Below are 23,861 nucleotides of genomic sequence, written 5' to 3'. Positions count from 1 at the left end.
GAGGTGCTGGAGATGACAGAGATGAAATACAGACGTTTGGGCCGCTCCGGGATGAAAGTTTCGGAGATCGCGCTGGGTTCGTGGCTGACGTATGGCGGCTACACGGAAGACCAGTCGGCGACGGCGTGCATCGACCGGGCGTATGAGCTGGGCATCAACTTTTTTGACACGGCAAACGTGTACCGCCGCGGCGAAGCGGAAAAAGTAGTTGGGCGTGCGCTGCGCAAGTATTCGCGCGATTCGTTTGTGCTGGCGACCAAGGCGTTTTGGCCGATGGGCGACGGCCCGAATGACCGCGGCTTGTCGCGCAAGCATATCATCGAGCAGGTGAACGCGTCGCTGAAGCGGCTCGATGTGGACTACATCGACCTGTGGCAGTGCCACCGCTATGACCCGGAGACGCCGCTCGATGAGACGTTGCGGGCGATCGATGACTTGATCACGCAAGGCAAGATCTTGTATGCGGGCGTGTCGGAGTGGACGGCGACACAGATCGCGGAAGCATTACATACGGCAGACAAATTGTTCCTCGACCGCATCGTGTCCAACCAGCCGCAGTATTCGATGCTGCAGCGTTACATCGAGCCGGAGATCATCCCGCTGTCCGAGCGCGAAGGGGTTGGCCAGATCGTCTGGTCGCCGCTGGCGCAAGGCATGCTGACCGGCAAATACAAAAAAGGCGAAGCGCTCCCGGCCGGCTCTCGCGCCGCTGTGGAAGATCCGACCGTATCCGGTTCGGTGCAGCGTTTCTTCACCGATGAGAACTTCGGCAAAGTGGAGCAGCTGCGTGCCGTTGCCGAGCGCAAAGAGTGCTCCCTTGCCCAGCTCGCCCTGGCGTGGATCCTCCGCCAGCCAAACGTCTCCTCGGCGATCATCGGCGCATCCCGCCCCGAGCAGGTCGAAGAGAACGTCAAGGCGCTCGACGTCGTGCTGACGGCAGAAGACCTCAATACGATCGAAGCGATTTTGCTGAATAAGTAAGTGTAAAAAGGCAGGGTTCCCTAAGCGGAACCCTGCCTTTTTAATGCTCACTCGTGCGGAATTGCTCTTTGAGGTAGGCGGCGGTGCGGGCGGCGAGGGCCATGACGGTGTTGGTCGGGTTGCCGCCGCTGGAGGTGACGAAGGAGGCGGCGGAGCAGATGTAGAGATTGGGGATGTCATGGGTCTGGCACCACTCGTTGGTGACAGATGTTTCCGGATCGCTCCCCATGCGGCAGCCGCCCATCAGGTGGGCGGTGTCTTTGGTGACGAACTCCGGCGTCCCGTTCGCCGCTTTGATGATCTCTTTCATCATGTACACCGCATGGTCGATCAGCTTGAGGTCATTTTCCCCGTAGGAAAATGTCACCTTGGGCATCGGCAGACCATACTCGTCTTTTTCATCGGTCAGCGTCACACGGTTGTCCGCATGCGGCAGCACTTCGCCGACCAGAGTGATCCGGCCGTAGTGGTTGTAGTTGATCATCGTCTCGCGCAGCCGCTTGCCCCAGACACCGCCCTGTGTCGCCAAGCCTTTGCTCATCGCCACCGGACGCGACCCGTGCGCATGCAAGGTATAGCCGCGCATAAAGCCGCGATCCAGCCGCGTCTCATACAGCTCCTGCGTCGTCGCCAGCACCGGCGTGCCTTTGTACAAGCGGATCTCCTCATCGAACCGCCCGTACACATCGTGCGACGAGTGCGGCATGATGTAGCGCCCGACCGTGCCGCTGGAGTTGGCCAGCCCGTCCGGGTGCCCTTTGGTCGCCGAAGCGAGCAGCAGACGCGGCGTCTCGACCACAAAGGAGGAGAGGATGACCACTTTCCCGCGCTGGCGGTACTCCACGCCGTCATGGTTGAAAATCACGCTCCGTGCTTTGCCGGTCTCATCGAGCTCGATCTGCGTCACCATGCAGTCGGTCAAAATCTCCGCCCCTTCGGCGATCGCCTTGGGGATGTGATGCACGAGGCCGGAATACTTGGCGTTGGGCTTGCAGCCTTGGTTGCAAAAGCCCCGGTTGATGCACGGCGGCCGCCCGTCAAACGGCGCGGAGTTGATCGCCAGCGGCGTGACCACGCTTTTCATGCCCAGCGTTTCACAGCCGATCCGAAACATCTCCGCATTGGCCGACAACGGCTCCCGCTCCGGCATCGGATACGGCCCGGAAAACGGCCCCCACGGGAACTTCTTGGGCCCCGACACGCCGATCGCGCGCTCGATGTAGTCATAATACGGCGCCAGATCTTCATACTTGATCGGCCAGTCCTCGCCGACGCCGTCCCGCGTTTTTGTCGCAAAGTCGCTTTCATGGAACCGCAAAAACACGCCTGTAAAATGCGTCGTGCCGCCGCCGACCCCGCGACCGGAGTTGTTGTGCCCCATGCGCAGCGGGTTCTGCCCGTCGACGATGCGCGTGTCCTGCCAGCCGAGATGCCCCATCGACAGCTCATCAGAAGCAAAATCGGACTGCGGATTCCAAAACGGCCCGGCTTCAATCACCACGACGCGCAGCCCCGCCCGGCTCAGCTCATACGCCAGCACCCCGCCGGCCGCACCGGCCCCGACGATGACGACATCCGCTTCGTCCGGGTATTTGCGATGGTCGAGGTCATCGAAGCGATGCCCTTCATAATGGCAGACATTATGGTGAATCGGATCATGACTACGCATCTTTTCTCGCCTCCCACGGGTCGGTCAGCCCCAGCTCGCTGCGGATATACCCGCGCGGATAGGCCGGGCCGCCATAGCCGATCTCCGACCAGACGGTCGGGTGCGAGTAATACGCGCTGACCGATTCGGACAGCATCTTTTGAAAAAACGGCTTGGACGGCACTTGCATCCCGTCCGCTTCGGGCAGCGTCAAGGTGTCATTTTCCAGACCGACCAACAGCGCGGTCTGCTGCTCCGGCCGCAGTCCGGCAAACGCCCCGCCATGCTCCGACTGCGCCAGCTTGTCCAGCGCGGCGAGCCCTTTTTTCACCAAGTCCTTGAACGGGGGCACGCCCGCTTTGCGCTGCGCTTCGCCGATGTCGCTCTTCAGCTTGCTGTCAAAATGCTTGACCACATAGTCGAGCAGCTCGCGGCGCCCGTCATCGACAAACAGGGCGGCCATCGCGCGGATCGCATCGGCCTGCTCCCCGGTCAGCTTTTGAAAACTGCCCGGAATCTCCAGCCGCTTCTGCACGATTTCCCGCGTGTGGTCGTCCCAGTGTTCCTGTTCATTCAGTACGTTGTAGTTTGGATAATGCGTTCTGCGTTCCATCGTCCCGCCTCCTGTTCCGTCCGTTTACGACCAATAGAGCAAGAAAAGGCCGAGCAGACTGGAAATCGTGATCAGCCCCGGCAATGCGGCGGGCGGGCCGACCAGAAAGTTGCGCACCTCATATCCGCCGACGCGCTCGCCAACGCCGCGCACGTGCATGATCGAGCCAAACACGCCCGCGACGAGCGAAGCGCCCATCAGGACGGCCAGCACGACGCGCAGCCAGTCCGCGTTGTAAAAAGCCAAGGTGACCAGCGCCAACCCGTCGACCGGGGTGGCGAGCACCGGAATCCACATCGACCAGTGCCGGAAATTCTGGCGATAGTGGAACATCGTCACCTGCACAAAAATCATCAAAAACATCAGGCCCAAGAGCAGCAACACAACCCGCTCCAGCGGCCAGCCAATCCAACCTGTCATCATCTTGACACCTCCGATGCTCTTAGGATTGCCAAAAGTTCTTCTGAATAGAAGACTCTTCCTTGCGAAGACTAAGCCTACACACTATAATTCAGAAGAAACCAGAAAAAGAGACAAAGGTGAGATCAAGAACATGCGCATTCGGGGACGTGACAAACTGATCCGGCAATACCAAATGCATAAAGAAGCAGGACGGATTGTGGAGATGGCGAGCAACCATAAAGGCAAATGGCGGGAGCTGTTTGGCAACGACAATCCAATCTATATCGAAATCGGCACCGGACGCGGCAGCTTCATTTCGACGCTGGCCAAGCAAAATCCGGAGATCAACTATGTCGGCATTGAGCTGGAGCATGAACTGCTCGGCAAGGTCGGCAAAAAAGCGGAAGAGCTGGAAGTCGGCAAGAACCTCGTGCTGACCCCGGCCGATGCGGCACGCCTGGTCGAATTTTTTGAACCGGGGGAAGTGCACCGCATCTACCTCAACTTCTCCGACCCGTGGCCGAAGTCGCGCCACGCCAAGCGCCGCTTGACCTACCGCGACTTCCTGCAGTCCTACCGCACGGTGCTGCGCCCGGAAGGCGCGGTGCATTTTAAGACGGACAACCGCGATCTGTACGAGTTCTCGCTCAATGAGTTCGCCGAAGACGACTGGAAGCTGTCGGCGATCACGCTGGATCTGCACAACAGCCCGTGGATGGAAGGCAACGTGATGACGGAGTACGAAGAGAAGTTCTCCTCACAGGGCATGCCGATCTACCGTCTGGAAGCCAGACCGTATCCGAAACGCCCGGAATACCCCTCCAAATAGAGGGGTATTTTTTATTTCGGCAAAATGATTTAAAATAGATGGTAATATGATAAAAGAAAAGGGTGGTGTTACCAGATGACCGTTAGAACCAAGCGTGTCAGAACCTTCGCCGCACTGGTTCTGGCGGGGGTGTTGCTGCCGGCGCACGGGTCGGCGCAGGTCGAGAGCCAGTTTTTGATCCACGATGCGGAGTCGGTGGAGGGGATGGAATTCGCCCCCGACCGGATTCTCGTGAAAATCTCCCCGGACAAAATGCAAAAGGTGCTGGTCAAATACGGCTTGACCTTGCAGAAGAAAATCGGCCGGTCGGAGTGGAAGCTGGTCGGGGTGCCGGACGGCAAAGCGGCCGAGTATGCCGCAAAATTGGCAAAGGACCGGGATGTGCAGGCGGCCGAACCCGATTATGTGATGCGGATGAGCAAAGCGCCAAACGACCCGTCTTATTTCAGCCAATACCATTTGCAGGGTCTGGAGATGGAACGGGCGTGGGAGATCAGCACCGGTTCGGAGTTGCAAACGGTGGCGATCCTCGATACGGGCGTCGACTTGCGCCATCCCGACTTGGCGGCGAAGATCGTCCCCGGCTATGATGTGGTCAACGGCGACTGGAGCGCAGACGATGACCACGGGCACGGCACGCACTGCGCCGGGATCGCCGCGGCGATCGGCAACAACGGGGAAGGCGGCAGCGGGGTGGACGCCGCGGCGAAGATCATGCCGGTCAAAGTGCTCGATGCGAGCGGGCGGGGGTATTCGTCAGACATCATCGACGGGGTGTATTTTGCGGTTGATGCGGGGGCGGATGTCTTGAGCCTGGCCTTTACCGGCGGCGTCTATCAGCTGGCGTTTCAGGATGCGGTCGATTATGCGTGGAGCCATGACCGGTTTGTCGTGGCGGCGGCGGGCAATCAAGGGTCGTATCAGTACGCGTATCCTGCCGCGTACAGCAATGTGGTTGCGGTCGCTTCGACAGACGGCAGCAACGCTTTGTCCTATTTTTCCAACCGCGGCATGTGGGTCGATCTGGCCGCGCCGGGCTCTTCGATCTACTCGACCCGGATGGGCGGCGGGATGACCACGATGTCCGGCACGTCGATGGCCGCTGCGGCGGTGGCCGGGCTGGCGACGCTGATCCGTGCAGAGTATCCGCATGCTTCGAACGACGAAGTGCGCGACCGCCTGTTTGCCGGGGCGGAGCAGAGCGCAGGCACCGGGTCTTACTTTTGGTACGGCCATGTGAATGCATACAACTCCCTGTTGCCTTTTTATTGTTGCAGGAATAGCATAATTCCTTAATTCGACCATATATTGAATCCTGTAAGTCGTAAAAGCGACTACATAAATAGAGAGAAATGGGAAGCCCTAAAATGCAAAACTGGTGATCGTCCGAAGAAAAAGCGCCTTGCAGATGATGCAGGGTGCTTTTTCTTTTGTTTTATGTATAATGGAATTGTAACAAATTAAATAAAAATGGGAGGAATTGAAATGAGTAAATGGCAAAGCAAGGCGGTTGGTGCAACACTGGCCCTTGGCCTCGTTGTGATGGCAGGGCTGCCGGTGCAGGCCGAGTCTGTCGCCTATGTCGATCAAGGCAAAGACAGCATTCTGGTCAAAGTTAAGCATGGCAAAAATGCGGACAAGATCGCGGCGAAACTGGGCGCAGAAAACGAGAAGCAGCTCGGCAAAAGCGACTGGCACCAGTTCAAAGTGCCGGCGGGCAAGCTGTCGTTCTGGCTGGACAAGCTGGCGCGGGACGGCGATGTGGAAGCGGCGGAGGTCGACCAGGAGGTTAGCATCCTGACGACCACGCCAAACGATCCGAACTTGAGCAGCCAGTGGTATCTCAATAAAATTCAGGCTCCGCAGGCGTGGGACTTCACACAGGGCTCGTCGATGCGCAAGATCGCGATCATCGACACCGGGGTGGATGTCGATCATCCCGACCTGATCGGGAAAGTCCTGACCGGCTATGACTTTGTGAACGGCGACACCAACGCGGACGACGACCAAGGCCACGGCACGGCGGTGGCAGGCGTGGCTGCCGCATACGGCAACAACGGCATCGGCACGTCCGGCGTGGACTGGAACGCCAAGATCCTGCCGGTGAAAGTGCTGAACGCATCCGGCTCCGGCGCTTTGTCGACGATCATCAACGGCATCTACTACGCGGCCGATCAAGACGCACATGTGATCAATCTGTCGCTGGCCGGCGGCGGTTACTCGTCGGCGATGCAAGCTGCGATCAACTATGCATATAACAGCGGTGCGATCATCGTCGCATCGGCTGACGGTTATTCCAATCCTTCGTATCCGGCCGGGTACGCCAATGTGGTGGGCGTGACGGCAACCTCGTCGACCGACGTTCCGTCGATCAACGCCAGCTACATCGACATCGGCGCACCGGGCAGCAATATCACCACCACCCGGATGGGCGGAGGGCTCGCAACTTACTCCGGCGCTTCCTTCTCGGCGGCGATCGTCTCCGGGGTCATGGCGCTGGGCTGGTCGTGCAACCTGTCGTACTCGAATGCGACCGTGCAGAACCGCGTGCTGACGCAGATCGATCCGATCACAGGCGCTGCTTTTGGCCGCGTGAACGCGTACAAGACGGTCAACGGTTTCTAATTCGAAAGGAGGAGAGCGACGATGAAAAAAACGTTGACTCATACCCTGGTTGCGCTGGCGCTCCTGTCTTCGGTTGGCGTCCTGACCACAGCGCCTGTGCAGGCGGAGGAAGAGGAAGTTGTTGAATACGCGGATGACCGCGTACTGGTGCAGATCGAAGCAGGCGTCGACCCGCAAGTGGTGGCGGCCGAGTACGGCATCGAAAAGGTGCAGCCGCTTGGCGACGGCGCGGAGAACTGGAACATTTTTTACGTCAATCCGGGTGAAGTGGACGATTGGATGGACAAGCTGCGCGATGCGAAATACATCAAGCTGATCGAGCGGGACATCCGCATCTTTCCGCAACTGTTCTTCGACCCGGCTTACAAAGACCAATGGCATCAAAAGTATATCGGCGCTGACCAGCTCTGGAAATCCAATCGAAACTATCGCACCATCGCGTTTATCGACAGCGGGGTGGATTACAGCCATCCCGACCTGAGCGGCAAAATCGTGCAGGGCTATGATTTTGTCAACTACGACCCGATCGCCAACGATGAGTATGGCACAGGCACACACATCGCCGGAATCGCAGCGGCTACGCACAACAACCTGACCGGCGGCAAAGGGGTGGACCCGACCGCGAAGATCATGCCGCTGAAAGTGATGAACGAGAACGGTGTTTCCTACACGTCAACGATCGCCGATGCGATCTATTGGGCGACCCACCACGGGGCTGACGTGATCAGCATCACGGCCGGCACGACGGTCCGTTATACGTCCGTCCTGCAGTCGGCGATCAACTACGCCTGGCAGCGCGGGGACTTTATCGTCTCCCAAGCGGGCAACAACAGCAGCACGACCCCCCGCTATCCGGCGAGCTACAGCCATGTGTTTTCGGTGAACGCGATCGATCCGGAAGATAACCTCTGGTATCGCAGCAACCGCGGGCCGTGGGTGGACATCTCGGCGCCGGGCACCTACATTTATTCGACGAAGCTTGGCGGCGGCATGTACCACTATACCGGCACCGAACGCGCGGTTGGTGTGACAGCAGGCGCTGCTTCGCTGGTCTGGAAAAGCGGGATGACAAACGTCGGGGTGGAGAACTACCTGATCGACAAGGCGCTTCCGATCCCGTATACCGGCACCTACTGGTATCACGGCCGCTTGAACCTGATCTAAACATATAAGGAGGCCATTCCGAATGAAGCACAGCAAATGGGCAGGTTCGTTCCTCGCGCTGGCAATGCTGGCAGCACTGGTACCGGCAGGCGGTGTGTCCGCTGCCGGGCAGACAGTTCCGGTGAAAGCGGAGCAGAAGTTCCAAGACGGCCAGATTCTGGTGAAGGTCAAAGCAGGCAAAGATGCGAAAGCGCTCACCAAAAAGCATGGAGCAGGCGAAGCAGCAGAACTGGCAGGGGAGTGGAAGCTGGTCAAAGTCCCGAACGGAAAAGCGCAGGAGTTCCTCGCGAAGTTCCGAGGCGACGCCGATGTGGCGGCTGCCGAGCTCGACTATATCCACACGGCGCTGGCGACCACGCCAAACGATCCGACCTACAGCTCCCAATGGCATCTGCCGAACATCGGCGCCAACGTGCATTGGGACACCAACAAAGGCAGCACGTCCAACGTGATCGCGATCATCGACACCGGCGTGGAACTGAGCCATGCCGACCTGTCCGGCAAGATCGTGCCGGGGTATGACTTCGTAAACGGCGACACCGTTGCCAATGACGACCAGGGCCACGGCACGTTCCTCGCCACGCTGGCGGCTGCCAACACCAACAACGGGGTGCTGGGCGCAGGTGTGGACTGGAATGCGAAGATCATGCCGGTCAAAGTGCTGAACTCGTCCGGCTCCGGCACCACCTCGAACATCATCGCCGGCGTCCGCTGGGCGGCCGACCACGGGGCGAAAGTGATCAACATGTCGCTTGGCGGCGGCTCCTACTCGCAGGCGTTCCAAGACGCGGTCAACTACGCTTGGGGCAAGAACATCGTCCTGACCGCAGCAGCAGGCGGCAGCGGCTCTTCGGCCGTGCAATATCCGGCCGGCTACAGCAATGTCGTTGCGGTGACGGCGACGACCAGCACCGATGTCAGAGCGTCGTTCGCGACCTACGGCACCTGGGTTGATTTTGCAGCGCCGGGCGTGAGCATCGTTTCGGGCAAGATGGGCGGGGGCACGGCGACGATGTCGGGCGCTTCGATGTCCACAGCGATCGTCTCCGGCGCGTTTACGCTGGCGTGGGCGAAGAACCCGACGCTGACCAACCAAGGCATCATCAACTATCTCGGCAGCCGCGCAACCCCGATCACAGGCACCGGCACCTACTGGACATACGGCAAAATCAACCTGAGATAAACCGCAAGATTTGACAGACACCCCTGCTCCAAGGGGTGTTTTTTTATAGATTTTTTAGTATTTTAAAAAATAAATATAAAATTATGGATGTAGAAAGAAACTACTAACACACCTTGTCGTTTTATAGATAAATAAATAATAAAACATTTAGATAAGCGCGAAAAAGCCTGAAAACGGGCGTATGGAGTAGAAAACGGGTTCAATGGCGGTTGTATTTGAATAACTCGGCATTTGAATTAATAAATAACAGCGCCTACAATGATGTCAGAAGGTGACACAACCTTCACAATATAAATAAAGGGGGCCATTAAAAATGGCGAAGTTCAACAAGCTCTCCGGTGCTCTCGTAGCAGTAGCACTGACCGTAACCCTGCTGCCGGCAGCAGGCGTATCCGCTGCACAAGCGGAAGTAAAACCGGCGAAAAAGATCGAAAACGTAACTGGCACTGACCAAATCATCGTTAAGTTTGCCGCTGGCAAATCTGACGTTGCTCAAGCAGTTGCTGAAGCACACGGCGCTTCCGTGAAGAAAACCCTCTCCACCGGCGCAAAAGTTCTGAAAGTTAAAAACGGCAAAGCAGAAGATGTGCTCGCTCAGCTGCAAGCTGACGGCAACGTTGAGTTCGCAGAACTCGACCACATCTACTCCATCGATGTAACCACGCCGAACGATCCGTCGTACGGTTCCCAATACCACCTGCCGAAAATCCAAGCTAACTCCGCTTGGGACTACCAAAAAGGTTCCACCGCGGTTAAAATCGCAATCGTGGACACCGGCGTTGACATCCAACATCCGGACCTGTCCTCCAAAATCGTTGCTGGTTATGACTTCGTAAACGGCGACACCAACGCTGACGATGACCAAGGTCACGGCACGCACTGCGCAGGTATCGCAACTGCTTCCACCAACAACAGCACCAACGGCGCTGGCGTTGACTGGAACGCTCGCATCATGCCGGTGAAGGTTCTGAACTCCGCTGGTTCCGGCTACACCTCCGACATCGAAGCTGGCGTACGTTGGGCTGCTGACAACGGCGCGAAAGTAATCTCCATGTCCCTGGGCGGCGGCTCTTACTCCTCCACCTTCCAATCGGCAATCACCTACGCATGGGGCAAAGGCGCTGTCATCGTAGCAGCTGCTGGTAACAACGGTAACACCGCTGTTCAATACCCGGCTAACTACTCCAACGTGCTGTCCGTTGCTGCTACCACCAGCACCGACGCAAAAGCTTCCTTCTCCACCTACGGCACTTGGGTTGACGTTGCAGCTCCGGGCCAATCCATCTACTCCACCGCTAACGGCGGCGGCATGACCACCATGTCCGGCACCTCGATGGCTACTCCGGTAGTCGCAGGCGTTGCAGGTCTGGTATGGGCTCGCTACGGCACTTCCGCAGCTCCGTCCACTATCGTGAACAAGATCACTTCGACTACCGATGCGATCTCCGGCACTGGCTCCTACTGGATCTACGGCCGCGTAAATGCATACAAAGCGGTTACTCTGTAATCGACTTAAATAATGGAAGAGGCTCCCTGAATATCAGGGAGCCTCTTCTTTTTGTAAATAGATACACGAATTTTAAAAAAATATATGAAAAAATTAGATTTTGAGTAAAAATGGACGAAAAAGTGGTGTTCGTCGCCAAATTTGGACATTACGTGATTTGTTTCGTTTGTGATTTCACTCTATACTCAAATTGTAAGCGGAACACGAATTCCGCTAAAACAAATAAAGGGGGCCATTAAAATGGCGAAATTGAACAAAGTCTCCGGCGCAATCCTGGCGATTGCAATGGGCGCAGCTCTGCTGCCGGCAGCTGGCGTGTCCGCTGCACAACCGGAAGCAAAACAAGTAGTAGGTCCGGTATCCGACCAGCTGATCGTAAAGTTCAAAGCTGGCAAGTCCGACGTATCTGCAGCAGTTGCAGCTAAAGCTGGCGCAGATGTGAAGAAATCCCTCAAGCATGACGGCTACAAAGTTCTGAAAGTGAAAAACGGCAAAGCTTCCGAAGCTCTCGCGAAGCTGCAAGCAGACCCGAACGTTGAGTCTGTTGAAATCGACCAAATCATGAGCATCAACTACACGCCGAACGATCCGTCGTACGGTTCCCAATATCACCTGCCGAAGATCCAAGCAAACTACGCTTGGGACTACAACACCGGCTCTTCCGCAGTCAAGATCGCAATCATTGACACCGGCGTTGACATCCAGCATCCGGACCTCGCTGGCAAAATCATTGCTGGTTACGACTTCGTAAACAACGACTCCAACGCTGACGATGACCAAGGTCACGGCACGCACTGCGCAGGTATCGCGACTGCTTCCACCAACAACGGCACCAACGGCGCTGGCGTTGACTGGAACGCTCGCATCATGCCGGTGAAGGTTCTCTCCGCATCCGGTTCCGGCTACACCTCTGACATCATCGACGGCGTATACTTCGCTGCTGACAACAATGCAAATGTCATCTCCATGTCCCTGGGCGGCGGCGGCTACTCCTCCGCATTCCAATCGGCAATCAACTACGCTTGGAACTCCGGTACCGTCATCGTAGCTGCTGCTGGTAACAACGGCAACACCGCTGTTCAATACCCGGCGAACTACTCCAACGTACTGTCCGTAGCTGCAACCACCAGCTCCGACACCAAAGCTTCCTTCTCCACCTACGGCACTTGGGTTGACATCGCAGCTCCGGGCCAATCCATCTACTCCACCCGTAACGGCGGCGGCATGACCACCATGTCCGGCACCTCGATGGCTACTCCGGTAGTTGCAGGCGTTGCAGGTCTGGTATGGGCTCGCTACGGCACCGGCGCATCCCCGGCTACCATCGTCAACAAAATCAACGCAACTGCTGACAAGATCTCCGGCACCGGCTCCTACTGGATCAACGGCCGTGTCAATGCATACCGCGCGGTTACTCAGTAATCAATCTGTATGCATGAAACAGGCACCTCTTCCCCGCATGGGCGAAGAGGTGCTTTTTTTTTTTCGAAAGTTGAAGTGTTTCTTCCAGAATCTGCGTCTAATCTTCTGGAGGGGGAGTTTAGATGAAAGCATTGAAAATCACTGCCGCGGTAATCCTCGGCTTGGCAATTGTGATCGCGGCGATCAGTTCGATCACCTGGATCAACCGGGAGACGCGCGAGTATGACGAGCATAAAACATTCGATGGGGAAAAAGTCGGCTCGGTGCAAGTGCTGACCAGCAGCGCCGATCTCAATCTTCTGCCTTCGAATGATGATCAAGTACATATCGACTTTACCGGACAAGTGATCAAAGGCGGCATCGGCGGCGGAGACTATGAGCTGTTCACCGATCTGGGCGGAGATGTGCTGAAGGTGGAGCTGAAGCAGGTCTACAGTGTTCAGTTCGGCTTTTACGATGAGCGCAACCTGCGCTTAGACGTCCGATTGCCGGAAAAACTCTACAAGGAACTGACAGCCACCGCATCCTCGGGGGATCTGCAGATCTCCGGGGTGAACGGGGAAGCGATCCGGGTGCAAACGTCGTCCGGCGAGATTCAGGCCAAAGACGTGCAGGGGCAAAAGATGCAGTTTGTCAGCTCCTCCGGCGATCAGGAGCTGCAAAATCTGTCCGGAGAGCTTGTTTTGGAGAGCGCATCCGGGGAGATCGGACTGCGCACCTGGTCGGGCACGAAAGCGGAGGCCAGATCGAGCTCCGGCGACTTGCGCCTGCTCGATCTGACCGGAGCGGTGCGCGCGCATACTTCGTCAGGCGGTGTGCGCCTCGCGATGAATACACTGCAGGAGGAGCTCGATCTGCTGACCTCGTCGGGCGATGTGGAACTGGAGCTTCCGGCCAGCGCCTTTTACAAGCTGGACTTCAACACGTCGTCCGGTTCATCGGCCGTCGATTTTCCGCTGAATGTGCAATCGCGTGACGATCATCAGCTTGTGGCGGAGATCGGCGACGGCGGCCCGATGGTGCGCGTCGAGACCTCGAGCGGCGACTTGAGCATCATCAAGCGATAGCAGGAAAGGCGGTCGTCATGGACGGCCGCCTATTTTTGCACCCGACCGTCAATTAGCCTTTTCTTCCTTCGAATCCATTAATACACAGCAAAGCATGATGGCAAAAAGTCAGAATATTGAGTATAATAAGAGCAAAGGAGGGCGATGCTGTTGACAGAGAAGATACGGGAAGCCGAGTATTGCGATGTCAACATGGAATTGAAGCGGGCAGACCTTGAACAATTTCTCGGGAAGCTGGCCCAATGCGGAGCCTCGATGAAATGGCGGGACGGCCAAGGTGGAGTGATCCTCACCGTCGCCACCCGGGTGCAGCGGCAGGAGTTCTGCTTCGCGCAGAAAGCGGGCCGATTCATCCTGACCGGCACGTTTCACCTGCATGACAGCGGTCTGATTCACGCGTTTCAATTCACCTTAATCCGTGCCAAAGGGTGTGCGGTGATCAAGCATTTCACCGAAGGCCCGATCTTGATTTCCAAAATAAAAAATGGGGAGGCGCAATCGATTATGGAACTCAACGGACCACGCAAAAAAGTTGTGTACGAGAAGCCGATTCATGTGACGAGCGAAGATGTGTTGAAAGCGTTCAAAAGCGCGGAGATCGCCGAGCGGATTCCGGTGCTGCGGCTGGAGATGGACTACGAGCTGGTCTCGCTGCAAGACGCCTTGAAAGCGCAGGATGGCGAAGAGATCAACCGCGTCAAAGCACGCCTCGAAGAACTGCGGCGCGAACTGCTGATGTACGAAGTGTTTCCACAAAAAATCCCCGGAGGTAAACAGCCGAAGTGATGGAGCCGACAATTGAATGCCAGCTGAAAAGGCGACAGGGAGCATCCGCAACTCGCGAGCGAGTGGAACCCCTGTCGCCTTTTTGTTTGTCATGCTTCGAGCTGCGCTTTGGTTTCGGCATACAGCGCAGAGATAAACTTTTTGATGTTCAGACGGCATTTTGTCGTCCGTTCGCCTTCCTCAAGCTCGGTCATCCGCAGCCGCACTTCCTGAAAATCAAACAGGCGCGGCGCATAGTGCTCAAACGTCGGGTTGGCATAGTCGGTCAGCCCGATCGACGCCATATGTCCAAGCGCCTGCAGGATCGTGCGCCGCAGCCGCTGCTCCATCGCTTTGATCTCGCGCTGCAACTGCTCGCCGGATAGCCCGGAGTTGTCGCTGTGCAGCACCGACTGGTAGAGCTCTTTGAGCGTCGGCAGGTCATGGGCGAGCTGATGCCCCAGCCCTTCCTGCCGCCGCAGGAAGTTTAAAATGCGCGCCAGGTCGTACGCGCCCGCTTCGCCGGAGATGCCGAGCCGGGAGAGCAGGTCGCTGGCACAGGCTTCGAACGTGCGGACGGTCGTCTGCACGGCGACGGCCGGTTGGGCGAGGTCGAGTGCGGAGAGCGAGCGGCGAATGGAAGTCAGGGACTGCTCCAACTGACGGTGTTCCGCGACGCGGCGCAGGACAGACAGGACTTCGAAGCGGTTGACCGGCTTGTGGATAAACGTGTCGACGCCGCTCAGGTACGCATCGGCGACCATCTCTTTGTTTTCCACCTGCGAGATCATCACGAATCGTCCCAGATAGCCTTGTTCGCGCAAGGCGAGGATCGTTTCGATCCCGTCGCGGCCGGGCATGAGCAGGTCGATCAAAATGATGTCTGCCGTTGCCACATCGCCGATCGTGACCTCGGAGCCGCTGGAAGAGACGCCAACGATCTCGCCAAGCCCTTCGCCGGTGACGATCCGCTCCAGCATGCGCCGTGTCGCCGCATCATCTTCGATCAGGTAATAACGCATCGCCTTTTACCTTCCTTTCTCTTTGCTCAGCAGTTCATAAGTCGGCATGCGCATGATAAAGCGTGTCACGCCGTTTTCTTGCAGCAGGGTCAGCGACCCGCCGAGCATCGCCGCCAAGTCCTGGCAGTGCGAGAGGCCGATGCCGGTCGAGGGGTTGCCGAGCGAATCGTATTTGGTGGTGTAGCCAGGCTGATATATATATTCGGAGTCGTCCGCCGAAATACCGGGTCCGTCGTCCCAAACATGCCATTCGATGCTGCCTTCGCGCAGCATCACCTCAAGCCCCACCCGCCCCTTGTGCGGGATCGCTTCCACGGCGTTGGCGGTGAGGTTGTTCAGAATGGAGAGCAGAGGATAGATGCGCGTCGTGCCGAGATTGATGTCGGTGCGGGTGCTGAATTCGATCTCTTTGCCGAGCATCTCGGCGTATTTGGCGTTGGCGCCGATCACCAGTTCATTCAGATGCAGGAGCGGCATGCGGTCGCGCAGTGACTCCTGCTTGATCAGCTTGTCGAGCCCGGCGAGGATGCGCTGGGAGTCTTTTTTCAGCTCATGCACTTCTTCGGCGATCAGCAGCGCCCGGCGGGAGAGCGCGGGGGCGGTCTGTCCTCGTTTCTCCTGCTCGATCAGCTGTTTGTACAGCTCGTAGGAACTGCGCGTGATCTCTTCGATGTGGAGCATCGATTTTTGCAGATAAAATCCTTCTTCATATAATGAGGAATTGATCAGGAGCAGGCGGTCGATCTGCTTTTGCTGCTGTTGGCCCAAGGCGCGGACTTGGCGGATCATCAGCATGTTGTACAAGCCGACGACAAAAAAGGAGCGCAGCGCCCCGAACAGCAAGAGCACCAGCACGGTATTGGGGCCGAGCACATAGTCGGCGCCGAGGGCGTTGCGGGTCAACAGTTCGCCGATGTTGCCAACCAGGTCGCCAAGCGTCCCGGTGATGCCGACAAGCATTGGGCTGTCCAGCCGTTTGCGCAGGTTGGTCAGCGTGAGAAAGGACGCGAACAGCAGGTAGTAGACGGCCGAGGGCAGATGGTCGGGCAGGTAGCTCCAAAACGTGCCGCCATGCTGGGTAACATCGAGCAGGGAGCGGAAGAGCATCAGGAACAGTCCAACGCTGACACCGGTCTCAAACGGCCGGAGCTGGCGAAACCAGATCAGTCCGAAAAAATAGACGCAGGTGCCAAGCGAGAAGCGAAATTGCGAACCAAACGGGTTCATCTTCAGTTCGCCAAAAAAGGCGGTCGCCGCCATGATCAGGACGAGCAAAAGCAGGCGCTTCATGATCGTCATCGGGACACCTCCTCTGTGTGCAAGACGATCGGTTCAGAAAAAAACGCCGATTCCCAATAGTTTACCATGGGAATGGCGTTTTCGTTTAGGTTGTGAATCGTTTTTCCAAACGGCGCGCCACCAGTGAAAGCGGGTAGTTGACCGCCCAGTACAGGAATGCTGCGAAGAGGATCGCCGGGAACACGTAGGAAACGTGCTGCGCGTAGACGATCGACGTGCTGTGCATCAACTCCGGCAAAGCGATGACGGTGGCGAGCGAGGTGTCTTTGAGCAGCGAGATGAACTGCGACACGGTGGGCGGGATCATCCGGCGCAAGGCCTGGGGCAGCAGGATGTAGCGCATCGTCTGCACGTAGGTCAGCCCGGAGGAGCGTGCCGCTTCGGTCTGGCCTTTGTCGATCGAGTTCAGGCCGCTGCGCACGATCTCGGAGATCATCGCCGATTCGAAGATGACGAGGGCCCAGATCACGGCGACTTTCGGCGTGAGTGAGATGTTGAACGGGTCAAGGCCGAAGTACATGAAGACGATGATCAGCAGCAGGGGCAGGTTGCGGATGCATTCCACCCACAGGAACAACGCTTGGGAGAGGACCGGGATCTTGGTGTAGCGCAGGATCGCGATCAGGATGCCGACGGCAAAGGACAGCAGGATCGAGATTCCCGCCACTTCCAGCGTGAGCAGGAAGCCTTTTAGCATAAAGGTGACAAATTCAGATTGGAACGTTCCGGCAAAGTCCATCGTTCAATCCCTCCTTTTAGTTCGACCGCGCCATGCGGCGTTCGAGGTAATTGACGAAGATGGCGAGCGGAATGGTCAGTGTCAGATAGAAGACGGCGACGATGAGGTACGTGGAGAACGTGTCAAACGAGTCGCTGATCACCAGATCGGCGTTGTACATCAGGTCAAGTCCGGCGACGATGCCGAGCACCGAGGAGTTTTTGACGAGATTGATAAACTGGTTGCCCAGCGGCGGAATGACGATCTTGATCGCCTGCGGCAAGACGATGTGGCGCATCGTTTGCAGATAGGAAAGACCGGATGACCGCGCCGCTTCGGTCTGGCCTTTGGGTACGGCCTGGATGCCGGCGCGCACCGCTTCGGCGATAAAGGCCGAAGTGTAGATCGCGAGCCCGATCGTCCCGGCTGCAAAGCCGTCGAGGTCGATGTTCAGCGCGGGCAGGCCGGAGTAAAACACATAGACGAGGATCAGGATCGGGATGTTGCGGATCACTTCCACATAGACCGCGCCGATCCAGTTTAATGGCTTGACCGGGGCGATGCGGAAGACGGCGATGATGACGCCGAGGATAAAGGAGCCGAACAGGGCGTACAAGGATGCCAAGAGCGTATTTTTATAACCGACAAGGAAGTTATCGGAAAAATATTCGGTAAGGATGGTAGGATCAAAAAAGTCCACGGAAGTCACCTCGCTTGTTTACAAAAACAAGGAGCCGAAGCTCCTTGCTGCTATCACTTTTACTTCGGATCTTCTTTGAACCACTTCTTGTAGATCTTGTTGTATTCGCCGGAGTCTTTCAGTTCCTTGAGGAAGTCGTTCAAAGTTTTGGTGAACTCTTCATCGCCCTTCTTGGAAGCGATGCCGTACGGCTCGTCGGAGAACGGATCGCCGGCCAGCACGTAGTTGGGGTCTTGCGCGCTCATGCCGAGCAGGATCGAGTTGTCGGTGGTCAGCGCATCGCCTTTGCCCGATTTCAGCGCGGTGAACGCTTCGGCGTAGTTGGCGAACTCGAGGACTTTCACGCCCGGCGCTTTTTCTTTGACGTTTTTGCCGGAAGTGGCGCCTTTTACAGCCAGCACCGTCTTGCCGTCGAGCGCATCGACGCCGGTGATGTCGGAGCCTTTCTTGACCAGCAGCGATTGCCCGGCTTTGAAGTACACGTCGGAGAAGTTGACTTCTTCCTTGCGCTTCTCAGTGATCGTCATCGTCGCGATGATGATGTCGATGTCGCCTTTGTTCAGCATCGGAATGCGCGTCGACGAGGTGACTTCTTTAAATTCAATCTTGTTCTCATCGCCGGTCAACTTTTTCGCCAACGCTTTGGCGATGTCGATATCAAAACCGTCCACAATGCCTGTCGCCGGGTCTTTCAGGCCAAACAGGTTGGTGTCGAATTTGACGCCGGCGACCAGCTTGTCGCGCTCTTTGATCGCTTGCAGGGTCTGCGAGGCGGCCGGCGTGTCGCCGCCGGTGTTGTCTTTCGGAGCGGACGAATCGGAGCCGCAGCCAACGAGCAGCGCTGCGGTCAGGGACGAAACAAGCACCGTGGAGAAGATCTTTTTCCATTTGTTCATGACAAAATTACCTCCCTTAATGGTTCATCAAACGGCTTAAAAACTGGCGGGCCCGCTCTTCGCTCGGATTGGCGAAAAACTGATCGGGCGCCGCTTCTTCGACGATCTGGCCCTGGTCCATAAACACGACGCGGTCGGCCACTTCGCGGGCAAAACCCATCTCGTGCGTGACCACGGCCATCGTCATGCCTTCACGGGCCAGGCTTTTCATCACGTCGAGCACCTCGCCGACCATCTCCGGGTCGAGCGCGGACGTCGGCTCGTCGAACAGCATGATCTTGGGCTTCATCGCAAGGCCGCGGGCGATCGCCACGCGCTGCTGCTGACCGCCGGAGAGCTGGGACGGGAAGGCGTTGGCTTTCTCCGGGATGCCGACTTTCTCCAAATAATGCATCGCCGTGTCCAGCGCTTCTTTTTCGGAGATCCCCAGCACCTTGGTCGGCGCGAGCATGATGTTTTTCAAAACGGTCATGTGCGGATAGAGATTGAAGTGCTGAAAGACCATCCCGATGTCCTGGCGCAGCTTGTTGATGTTGGTGGACTTGTCGCTCACCTTCATCCCGTTTACGAGCAGTTCCCCGCTGGTCACCGTCTCCAGACGGTTGATGCAGCGGAGCAGCGTGCTTTTGCCGGAGCCGGACGGGCCGATGATGACGACCACTTCGCCCGCTTTGATGTGCAGGTCGATGTCTTTGAGCACATGGAAAGAACCGTAATGTTTATTGATTTGATGGAAATGAATCATGAGGACACCCCCTGGCACTATTCATACTAGCCTGAAAACTACAGCATCTTTATAAAAACCTACAGAAAGATATGTAAGAAATCTTTTGCAGGAAAAACGGGGACACTAGCCCAAGACAGCTTTTCGCAAAAGGAGCGTGGGGGCGGATGACGATGAAATTTGTAAACGATCTCTACAACCACTACCGGGAACAGTTGGTCGGCGATGAGGAAGATGCGGTGATCATCGTCTCCGGCATCTTAGAAGAGCTGGAAAAAGAGCATCTGATGGAGATCATCAGCGATATGAACCGCCAGGAGCTGTATGAAATGCTCGGGCGCTACATGGTCGAACAGCTGCGTGACAAAATGTCGCGCGACGGCGTCGGCAAGCATGACGGAGGGCCTGACCTAACGGGCGGTGGCATCCATTGAGCGCAAAAGGGCGGGAGGATGAAGACATTGTTGCCCGTGTCCAAAAACGTTTCCGTAGACTAAAACGGGGTGCAGAGGGTACCATCTTACATGCAGAGTCAAATGAGATGGGAGCGGGGACGATGGATGACAAACAAGCGATGATGAAACAAGGCGAGCGCGGGGCCTGGGTCAGCATCGCCGCCTATCTGGTACTTTCCGCGCTCAAGCTGTTTGTAGGCTACGTGGCCAACTCGCAGGCCCTGTTCGCAGACGGGCTGAACAACTCGACCGACATCGTGGCCTCAGTCGCCGTGCTGATCGGTCTGCGCATCGCCCGCAAACCGCCGGATGAAGATCACAAATACGGCCATTACCGCGCCGAGACGGTGGCGACGTTTATCGCCGCGCTGATCATGGCGGGCGTCGGCATCAATGTGTTGTGGGATGCCATTCAGAGCATGATGGATCGCAATTTCACGGTGCCGAACCCGATTTCGATGTGGGTGGCGCTGTTTTCGGCCGGGGTGATGCTGTTTGTCGGGCAGTACAACCAGCGCCTTGGCAAGCGCATCAATTCACAGGCTGTGCTGGCCGCCGCAGCGGATAACCGCTCGGACGCATATGTGTCCTTAGGCGCTTTTGTCGGGATCTTGGGCGCCCAGTTTGGGCTGCACTGGCTCGACCCGATCGCAGCGCTGTTCGTGGCGGTGATCATTTTGAAAACGGCCTATGAGATCTTCCGGGAAGCGGCGCATGCGCTGACCGACGGGTATGACGAGGCGCATCTGAAAGTGTTGGAAGACATGATCTTAGACGTGCCGCAGGTGCGTTCGATCATCGACATCAAAGCGCGCACGTACGGCAGCAACATCTATGTCGACGCGGTGATCGGTGTCGATGCTGAGCTTACCGTTGGCGAGTCCCACGATATCACCGAGCAGATTGAACAGCTTTTGTTCGATAAGGAAAAAATCGAATATGTCCACATTCATGTGGAACCGGTGGATGATTCGTCCGGAAAAGGGCACCCTTAGGGGTGTCCTTTGTTAGTAATGCCGAGGGAAATTTGTCGAAAAGCGCAATTATTTGTCGAAATCGTTTATACTATAAAGTAACTAATCATGCCGGGTGACGGACTGAAACAACAAGGAGTAACTCGCAATGTTGACCATCGATAAGTTCCGTGCGCATATGGCGCTGCAGATCAAAGAATTTACCTACCGCTGGTGGAATGATCGCCATGAGGACAACCAGAATTTCTTCTATCATATGGATGACAAGTTTTATGAGACGGTGTTGCGACAGGAAGCGGAAGAGCTTCTGGACATCGTTTTTCAGTCGTTCCATGGAAACAATCTTGCCAGCATGACCGAATGGGCAAAAATCTGCTCTTCGAAACGGGCGACGCAAGGGGTGCCGGTCGACGAAGCGGTGGAACGTTTTCGGATGTTCCGCCATACACTGGTCACCTACTTTATTGATTTTGCAGAGCGGGAGAATCTCCCTTGCCGCGAGAGCCTCGAACTGGCAGAAGCGCTAAACAACCAGTGTGAGCTGGCGATGCAAAATTACATGACGCACTACATGGCGATCAAGGAGAACTATTTCAACGAGCAGAAGCGCCGCCTCGACACGGAACGGCTGGCGGCGATCGGCCAGATGGCAGCCGGTGTCGCACATGAGGTGCGCAACCCGCTGACGGCGACGCGCGGCTTCCTGCAGTTGTTGATGGAGTCGCAGCCACACCACTTTTTGACTCTGGCGATGCAGGAGCTCGACCGCGGGATCATGACGATCAACACGATGCTCGACGTCGCCAAGCCGAACAAACCGCAGGCGCCGAAGCGCCCGGTCTCGCTGCACAAAGTGCTGACCTCGGTGGCGGAGCTGTTTGCCGATCACTTGTATGATAAACAGATCGTGATGGAATTTGAGGATGAAGACGTGCTGATCGAAGGCAGCGAAGAGACGCTGAAGCAGGCCTTTTTCAACGTGATCAAAAATGCGCTGGAAGCGATGAAAGGCGCAGAGAACCCGACGATCATCCTGCGCCACAAACGCAAGGACGGGACGCTGGTCGTCGAGGTGGAGGATAATGGTGAAGGGATTCCGGAGGAGCTGTTGCATCTGCTCGGCACACCGTTCTTCTCGCTGAAAGACGGCGGCGTAGGTTTGGGGCTGACCATGGTGTTTCGCACGATGCACGAGCACTATGCGCGGGTGGAAACAAAAAGCAAAACGGGCGAAGGCGTGACATTCCGCTTTCTGTTCCCGCTGCAGGAGCTTCCGGAAACAGGATTGTAATAAATCTACAATTGCAATTTGAGCTGGTTTTGCCCATACTAAGACTGTTGTCCCCATTTTGCCCTCGTGGCGTTTGGGAGAGGATCATGGGAGGTACGTCCAGTGCAGAAAATTCACTTCGTGGGAATCAAAGGCTCAGGGATCAGTGCGCTCGCACAGGTGTACGCACGCATGGGCTGCGAGGTGACCGGTTCGGACACAGACGCGGTCTTTTTCACGGATGAACTGCTGCGCCAGGCTGGCATCACGCAGGTCACCGGCCCGTCTGAGAAAAACGTGCAAGATGCAGATATCGTCTGCCACTCTCCGGCATACGGAGATGATCATATCGAGATCAAAAAAGCAAAGGAACTCGGCATCGAAGTGCTGAGCTACCCGCAGATGCTCGGCCGTCTGATGGACGGTCACGCAGAAGCGGCGATCACCGTCTCCGGAACGCACGGAAAGACGACCACCACTTCGATGATCGCGAACATGCTGCTTTTTTCCAAGCTCGATCCGCTGGCCATCATCGGCAGCAAGAACTATAACATCGGCTCCAACGGCCGTTACGGCTACGGGCATATGGTGGCGGAAGCGTGCGAATACCGTCGCAGCTTCCACAACTATTCGCCAAAGATTGCGATTATCAACAACATCGATTTCGACCACCCGGACTATTTTTCCGGCATCGACGATGTGTTTGAAGCGTTCCAGACCTTCGTGGACAAAGTGCCGCAAGATGGCGCTCTGATCACGTGGGGCGACCAGGCCTTGTGCCGCAAGCTGGTCTCCAAAGGTAAGGTTCACTATTTCGGTTTGAAACATACAAACGACATCTACGCGACCGATGTTAAGGAACGGCGCGGGATGTTGAGCTTTATGGCCTGGGAACAGGGCCAGCAGCTAGGCGTTGTCAAAGTCCGCGCGATCGGCGAGCACAATGTGCTGAACGTGCTGGCGGCGATCACCTTGTCGCGCATCCTCGAGATTCCGTTTGCGACGGTGCAGGAGTCGTTTGCCGAGTTTGGCGGGGTCTACCGCCGCTTTGATTACCTCGGTCACATCGGGCAGCTGGAAGTGTACGATGACTACGCCCATCACCCGAGCGAGATCGAAGCGACCTTGAAAGCGGTGAAACGCTCGTTCCCGAACGATCACCTGCTCACCGTGTTCCAGCCGCACACCATTTCGCGGACGATGGCGTTTCTCGATGAGTTTGCCGATGCGCTGACGCTGTCTGACGAAGTGATGCTGGTCAAGATCTACCAGTCGGCGCGCGAAGCGGGCGACCGGGCGGAAGAGCTGACCAACCTGCTCGCCGAGAAGATCGCCGAGCGCGGCAAGACGGTGCATCTGGTCAACACGCTGGACGAGGGCACCGAATGGATCCGCAAACAGCGCGCTGCGCAGGCCGGCCTCGTGCTGACGATGGGCGCAGGCGACATTCGCGGGATTGGCGAACAATTGATTTCCGTACATGCATAATGCCATTATCGAATGATTGAACCGGGGCGACCGCTCCGGTTTCTTTTTTTTATCTCTTAAAGGATTTTCGGAAAATGGAAATGCCATAGAAAATAATCAAATTCTACTG

The 23,861-nt window shown here is 56.8% G+C and carries 23 protein-coding genes; 14 read left to right on the top strand and 9 right to left on the bottom strand.

The window, feature by feature from the left end; translation table 11 throughout:
* Window positions 1-21 precede the first annotated feature (21 nt).
* Entirely contained in the window at window positions 22-981 is a 960-nt protein-coding gene (locus tag CBW65_RS02360; protein ID WP_087459086.1) for an aldo/keto reductase family protein, read from the top strand.
* Between the two features lie 40 nt (window positions 982-1,021).
* On the opposite strand, the gene CBW65_RS02355 is transcribed toward CBW65_RS02360, so the two are convergent.
* From CBW65_RS02355 to CBW65_RS02345, 3 genes are read right to left on the bottom strand one after another with little or no spacing between them, the layout of a single operon-like run.
* Window positions 1,022-2,650 (bottom strand): GMC family oxidoreductase, encoded by a 1,629-nt coding sequence (locus tag CBW65_RS02355; RefSeq protein WP_087455423.1) that lies wholly within the window; start codon window positions 2,648-2,650, stop codon window positions 1,022-1,024.
* Window positions 2,643-3,242: a gluconate 2-dehydrogenase subunit 3 family protein gene (locus CBW65_RS02350; protein ID WP_087455422.1), complete on the bottom strand. Its 600-nt coding sequence runs from the start codon at window positions 3,240-3,242 to the stop codon at window positions 2,643-2,645. The genes CBW65_RS02355 and CBW65_RS02350 overlap by 8 nt, the downstream gene beginning before the upstream one ends.
* Window positions 3,243-3,266: 24 nt before the next feature.
* Complete coding sequence (locus CBW65_RS02345) at window positions 3,267-3,665, bottom strand: hypothetical protein (RefSeq protein ID WP_232463429.1); 399 nt, start codon at window positions 3,663-3,665, stop codon at window positions 3,267-3,269.
* A gap of 136 nt (window positions 3,666-3,801) precedes the next feature.
* Between CBW65_RS02345 and trmB the strand changes: the two genes are divergently transcribed.
* From trmB to CBW65_RS02300, 9 genes are all read left to right on the top strand, one after another.
* Window positions 3,802-4,473, top strand: coding sequence for a tRNA (guanosine(46)-N7)-methyltransferase TrmB (gene trmB / locus CBW65_RS02340; RefSeq protein WP_408646546.1), 672 nt, complete (start codon window positions 3,802-3,804; stop codon window positions 4,471-4,473).
* 75 nt (window positions 4,474-4,548) lie between these two features.
* A complete protein-coding gene (locus CBW65_RS02335) occupies window positions 4,549-5,769 on the top strand; it encodes a S8 family peptidase (RefSeq protein ID WP_087455420.1) in 1,221 nt (406 codons plus the stop codon).
* Window positions 5,770-5,958: 189 nt separating this feature from the next.
* Window positions 5,959-7,098 carry a S8 family serine peptidase gene (locus tag CBW65_RS02330; RefSeq protein WP_157721728.1) on the top strand — a complete coding sequence of 380 codons (1,140 nt, stop codon included), beginning with the start codon at window positions 5,959-5,961 and terminating at the stop codon, window positions 7,096-7,098.
* 21 nt (window positions 7,099-7,119) lie between these two features.
* A complete protein-coding gene (locus tag CBW65_RS02325) occupies window positions 7,120-8,262 on the top strand; it encodes a S8 family serine peptidase (protein WP_087455418.1) in 1,143 nt (380 codons plus the stop codon).
* A gap of 22 nt (window positions 8,263-8,284) precedes the next feature.
* On the top strand, window positions 8,285-9,445 hold the full coding sequence (locus CBW65_RS02320; protein ID WP_087455417.1) for a S8 family serine peptidase: 1,161 nt from the start codon (window positions 8,285-8,287) through the stop codon (window positions 9,443-9,445).
* Between the two features lie 313 nt (window positions 9,446-9,758).
* A complete protein-coding gene (locus CBW65_RS02315) occupies window positions 9,759-10,952 on the top strand; it encodes a S8 family peptidase (RefSeq protein WP_087455416.1) in 1,194 nt (397 codons plus the stop codon).
* A gap of 240 nt (window positions 10,953-11,192) precedes the next feature.
* Window positions 11,193-12,374, top strand: coding sequence for a S8 family peptidase (locus CBW65_RS02310; protein ID WP_087455415.1), 1,182 nt, complete (start codon window positions 11,193-11,195; stop codon window positions 12,372-12,374).
* Window positions 12,375-12,496: 122 nt separating this feature from the next.
* The gene (locus tag CBW65_RS02305; RefSeq protein ID WP_087455414.1) at window positions 12,497-13,441 is read left to right on the top strand and encodes a DUF4097 family beta strand repeat-containing protein; all 945 of its coding nucleotides are present in this window, start codon (window positions 12,497-12,499) and stop codon (window positions 13,439-13,441) included.
* Between the two features lie 150 nt (window positions 13,442-13,591).
* Window positions 13,592-14,227: a hypothetical protein gene (locus CBW65_RS02300; protein WP_157721727.1), complete on the top strand. Its 636-nt coding sequence runs from the start codon at window positions 13,592-13,594 to the stop codon at window positions 14,225-14,227.
* Between the two features lie 89 nt (window positions 14,228-14,316).
* On the opposite strand, the gene CBW65_RS02295 is transcribed toward CBW65_RS02300, so the two are convergent.
* From CBW65_RS02295 to CBW65_RS02270, 6 genes are all read right to left on the bottom strand, one after another.
* Window positions 14,317-15,228 carry a response regulator gene (locus CBW65_RS02295; RefSeq protein WP_087455412.1) on the bottom strand — a complete coding sequence of 304 codons (912 nt, stop codon included), beginning with the start codon at window positions 15,226-15,228 and terminating at the stop codon, window positions 14,317-14,319.
* 6 nt (window positions 15,229-15,234) lie between these two features.
* On the bottom strand, window positions 15,235-16,527 hold the full coding sequence (locus tag CBW65_RS02290; protein WP_232463428.1) for a sensor histidine kinase: 1,293 nt from the start codon (window positions 16,525-16,527) through the stop codon (window positions 15,235-15,237).
* A gap of 85 nt (window positions 16,528-16,612) precedes the next feature.
* Complete coding sequence (locus tag CBW65_RS02285) at window positions 16,613-17,266, bottom strand: amino acid ABC transporter permease (RefSeq protein WP_087455411.1); 654 nt, start codon at window positions 17,264-17,266, stop codon at window positions 16,613-16,615.
* 16 nt (window positions 17,267-17,282) lie between these two features.
* The gene (locus CBW65_RS02280; RefSeq protein ID WP_087455410.1) at window positions 17,283-17,945 is read right to left on the bottom strand and encodes an amino acid ABC transporter permease; all 663 of its coding nucleotides are present in this window, start codon (window positions 17,943-17,945) and stop codon (window positions 17,283-17,285) included.
* A 59-nt stretch (window positions 17,946-18,004) separates the two neighbouring features.
* A complete protein-coding gene (locus CBW65_RS02275; protein ID WP_087455409.1) occupies window positions 18,005-18,841 on the bottom strand; it encodes a glutamate ABC transporter substrate-binding protein in 837 nt (278 codons plus the stop codon).
* 16 nt (window positions 18,842-18,857) lie between these two features.
* Window positions 18,858-19,586: an amino acid ABC transporter ATP-binding protein gene (locus CBW65_RS02270; RefSeq protein WP_087455408.1), complete on the bottom strand. Its 729-nt coding sequence runs from the start codon at window positions 19,584-19,586 to the stop codon at window positions 18,858-18,860.
* A 152-nt stretch (window positions 19,587-19,738) separates the two neighbouring features.
* Between CBW65_RS02270 and CBW65_RS02265 the strand changes: the two genes are divergently transcribed.
* The 4 genes from CBW65_RS02265 (at window position 19,739) to murC (ending at window position 23,752) form a co-directional block, all read left to right on the top strand.
* Window positions 19,739-19,999, top strand: a complete 261-nt coding sequence (locus tag CBW65_RS02265) for a DUF6154 family protein (protein ID WP_087459083.1) — start codon at window positions 19,739-19,741, stop codon at window positions 19,997-19,999.
* 122 nt (window positions 20,000-20,121) lie between these two features.
* Window positions 20,122-21,015, top strand: coding sequence for a cation diffusion facilitator family transporter (locus CBW65_RS02260; protein ID WP_087455407.1), 894 nt, complete (start codon window positions 20,122-20,124; stop codon window positions 21,013-21,015).
* A gap of 127 nt (window positions 21,016-21,142) precedes the next feature.
* Window positions 21,143-22,285 (top strand): two-component system sensor histidine kinase NtrB, encoded by a 1,143-nt coding sequence (locus tag CBW65_RS02255; RefSeq protein WP_087455406.1) that lies wholly within the window; start codon window positions 21,143-21,145, stop codon window positions 22,283-22,285.
* Between the two features lie 102 nt (window positions 22,286-22,387).
* On the top strand, window positions 22,388-23,752 hold the full coding sequence (gene murC, locus CBW65_RS02250) for a UDP-N-acetylmuramate--L-alanine ligase (protein WP_157721726.1): 1,365 nt from the start codon (window positions 22,388-22,390) through the stop codon (window positions 23,750-23,752).
* The last annotated feature ends 109 nt before the right edge of the window (window positions 23,753-23,861 follow it).

Origin of the sequence: Tumebacillus avium, assembly GCF_002162355.1 — a bacterium.
GTDB lineage: Bacteria > Bacillota > Bacilli > Tumebacillales > Tumebacillaceae > Tumebacillus_A > Tumebacillus_A avium.
The sequence above is the reverse complement of the archived record's forward strand: the minus strand, read 5'-3'. Positions and strand labels throughout refer to the sequence as shown.